Here is a 669-nt window from a genome sequence, read left to right as displayed (position 1 = left end):
CGATATCCTGCCAACCAGCCAGACCACCTCGGCTTTGCCGTTCCGCTCTGTCGGATGCGATATCCTGCCAACCAGCCAGACCACCTCGGCTTTGCCGTTCCGCTCTGTCGGATGCGATATCCTGCCAGAGTGCAAGCGGCTGACGAAACTCCGCCTCGCGCAACGCTAAAGTAGGTTGCTGAACAGATCGGCGTCGACCCGGGCACTTCCGCCCTTATGTGCGCCTCGCATTCCCGTCGGCTGCTGGAAAGCATGGTGTGGCCGGATGGTCGGATTTGCCCGGCCTGTGGTTACAAGCGTTCGATCGCGCTTGCTGGTCGCGATACCGGCAAGCGGCGTGCGCGACCAGGTCTGTATCAATGCTCCAACGGCGATTGTTGACGACCCCATACCCCGCTGCATTCGACCAAGCGGCCCTTGCGTGTTTGGTTGAGGGCCACCATGTGGCTGCTGCTGCAACCGGATAAGGGCTTGTCCTCGGTCCGGCTCGCCGAGATCCTTGGAGTGAGCCAGCCGACGGCCTGGCGGATGGGTCACACACTGCGGCTGATGGTGGCGCGGGAAAACATGCTCGACGGCACGGTTGAGATCGACCATTTCCATCTCGGTGGAAACCCCCGAAAGCGCCCGGATGACTCACCTCCGGGCCGGGGCCGGAAAGGCCAGGTG

1 pseudogene is annotated in these 669 nt (G+C 62.8%); it reads left to right on the top strand.

The window, feature by feature from the left end:
* Positions 1 to 234 precede the first annotated feature (234 nt).
* Positions 235 to 669 (top strand): annotated as a pseudogene (locus O7A70_RS33910) (transposase); the annotation flags it as partial.

The sequence above is a fragment of the Mesorhizobium sp. Cs1299R1N1 genome (genome assembly GCF_037179655.1).
Taxonomy (GTDB): Bacteria; Pseudomonadota; Alphaproteobacteria; order Rhizobiales; family Rhizobiaceae; genus Mesorhizobium; species Mesorhizobium salmacidum.
Note: the sequence above shows the minus strand (reverse complement) of the source record. Positions and strands in the feature narration are given on the sequence as shown.